Raw genomic sequence first — 2,428 nt, forward strand, 5'->3', positions numbered from 1 at the left:
ACACGGATGTGAGCGGCACGTTCGACTACAAGCGTCGCGACACGCTCTGGGGTCTGCAAAGCCAAAGCACGGTGGGCTTGCGCGTGACCAAGCACCTGCCCAATGACGGCGCCAGCGAGTTTGTGCGTATCCCCACCGGCAACACCGCCGGCTATGCGCCGGGCACGCACATGCGCAACTTTACTTACCAGGGTTCGGACAGCGTCCTGCATGCGGGCAATGACCTGGAAATCGCCGACGACCTGTGGCTGACCACCGGCCTGGCCGCCATCTACACCCGTCGCGAAAGCGCGGTGACTTACCCCGAGGGTGGAGGCAAGACCAGCTTGAGCGATTGGGACTATGCACCGCGCATCGGCTTGCGCTACCAACTGAACCCCGACGTGCAAATCTTCGGCAACCTCAGCCGCTCGGTCGAAGCGCCGCATCCATGGTCGCTGATCTACAGCTCCAACATTCGCTTCCCGGCCGGCAGCGGCCCTGCCACCGGCGCCCAGCGCGACCCGATCGAGTTGAAAAACCAGACCGCGACCACGCTGGAAATCGGCGGCCGTGGCGACAGTGCGCTGGGCCAATGGAGCCTGGCCTGGTACTACGCCCAAGTGCGCAACGAATTGCTCTCGGTGTTGCCGGACGCCAACGCCACCACGCCCTACGAACTCAATGCCAGCCCCACCGTGCACCAGGGCGTGGAAGCCAGCCTGCAAAGCAACCTGTGGTCGCCCGACGACGGCGGCCAACTGAGCCTGCGTCAGAGTTACACCTTCAGTGACTTCCACTACCGCGACGACGACCGCTTCGGCGACAACCGCCTGCCGGGCCTGCCGATGCACTACTACCAGGGTGAACTGCGCTACGACTGGCCAATGGGTTTCTTCGCTGCGTTCAACACGCAGATGGTGTCCAAGGTGGCGGTAGATTACGCCAACAGCTACTACGCCGATCCCTATGCAATCTTCGGTGCGACCCTGGGCTACAACGCGCCCAAGGGCGACTGGCAGACCTGGCTGGACATGCGCAACCTGACCGACAAGCACTACGCCGCCACCGTCACGCCGGGTTATGACGACAAAGGACTGGACGCGGCGCGGTCCACGCCCGGCGAGGGAATGGCGATGTACGTCGGGGTGTCGTGGAGTTTGCGCTGAGGAGCCACACAGAGACTTCGTGAAAGCTACATCATCTTGCGTCGTTGCCTACAGGTGCGTAAGAATCCGCCGGCTTGTGCGTCTTGGGCCTGGGTCTTATCGTTTCCGTGTCGCTGAAACAACAGCGATCGGGTTTGGTAGACCCGTTGCATTGACGCATAACGTCACCTTGTTCAGTCCTTTCTCAAGGCTGAATTTAATGGTGACCATGCGCAGGGCTCTTTCGGGGGCGCCGGTTCCAATGCCCGGTCTACCAACCTTCGTATGGTCACCACCCTTCGTTTGGTAGCGAAGCGGTGATGGCTCCTTTAAATCGCATTGGAGTTCCATCCATGTTCAAGGTCACACCCAACCCACCGGACACCGATCCGGCATCCCCGTACGAAAACCATTCAAAAAAACTTCACGACGCCGCCGAGCGCGCCCTCGACTATCACCTGAAGCCGGACGTCTCCATCATGGACACCCCGCGCACCCCTGGCACCATGTTCATCGTCAACCCGGAGCTCGATACCGAAACCCTGCTGGCCCATGCCTGTGAGTCGCTGGCGTCGGCCAATGTCATGACCATGGATCTGGCGGACCATATCGATGGGCCGAGGCGCAATACCTTGTTGGGTATTGCGCAGGTCATCATGCTGGGTGAATTGGCGGTGAACCGGGCACTGGATCGGTTGGAATCGCCTGAGTAATCGGGTTCCGTACGGCGAGGGGTCCAGACCCTCGCTTTACGGGCTGGCGGATTCGGTCGTCAGGCCGATGCGGGTTAGAGGCATTCCTGTGCAGCGCGTTCGAGCCGGGATGGTCCGAACGTCGACGCCAGCAAGGTGCGTTCATACAAAAACACCTTGCCCTTGTAGGCCTCCAGTACATCGTTGGCAGCGACCTTGCTTGAAACCACAATTCGGTAGCTGCGCTGGGTTTCCGACACGGTTGTATTCAATGCATCTTCCTGCAGTTTCGGAAGAACGCAATGAGCGTACTCAGCAGGTGCTTTATTCGTCTGCAACGTCAGCGTCGGGTCGTTCGGTGTTGAGGCACAACCTGACAATAGCAAGGATGCGACGAGGGCCAGTCGAGTTGAAATCGTCATGCGCCGGTTCCGTTAGAAGCGTTTAGGTTGGGCGCGATTTTCCTTGTTTCCCGCCATCAACAGAACTTGTGATCGGTGATGGTGATTATTACTCGAACGAATAGTTGAAGCTTTTAGAGCCTGCCAGATCGCGAGCTAATCATCGGGAAAATGCGTTCGCACTGTAGGAGCTGCCGCAGGCTGCGAT

The 2,428-nt window shown here is 59.6% G+C and carries 3 protein-coding genes; 2 read left to right on the top strand and 1 reads right to left on the bottom strand.

Annotated features, from left to right (window positions below):
• Together ACRESJ_RS15830 and ACRESJ_RS15835 are read left to right on the top strand one after the other, a co-directional pair.
• Positions 1-1,148 (top strand): TonB-dependent receptor domain-containing protein (locus tag ACRESJ_RS15830; protein WP_431758739.1); only part of this gene is annotated, 1,148 nt, incomplete at its 5' end.
• A gap of 332 nt (positions 1,149-1,480) precedes the next feature.
• A complete protein-coding gene (locus ACRESJ_RS15835; protein WP_431758740.1) occupies positions 1,481-1,840 on the top strand; it encodes a DUF6124 family protein in 360 nt (119 codons plus the stop codon).
• 74 nt (positions 1,841-1,914) lie between these two features.
• On the opposite strand, the gene ACRESJ_RS15840 is transcribed toward ACRESJ_RS15835, so the two are convergent.
• Positions 1,915-2,241 (bottom strand): hypothetical protein, encoded by a 327-nt coding sequence (locus ACRESJ_RS15840; protein WP_431758741.1) that lies wholly within the window; start codon positions 2,239-2,241, stop codon positions 1,915-1,917.
• Positions 2,242-2,428: the final 187 nt, after the last annotated feature.

It is taken from the genome of Pseudomonas sp. (genome assembly GCF_050739655.1).
GTDB lineage: Bacteria > Pseudomonadota > Gammaproteobacteria > Pseudomonadales > Pseudomonadaceae > Aquipseudomonas.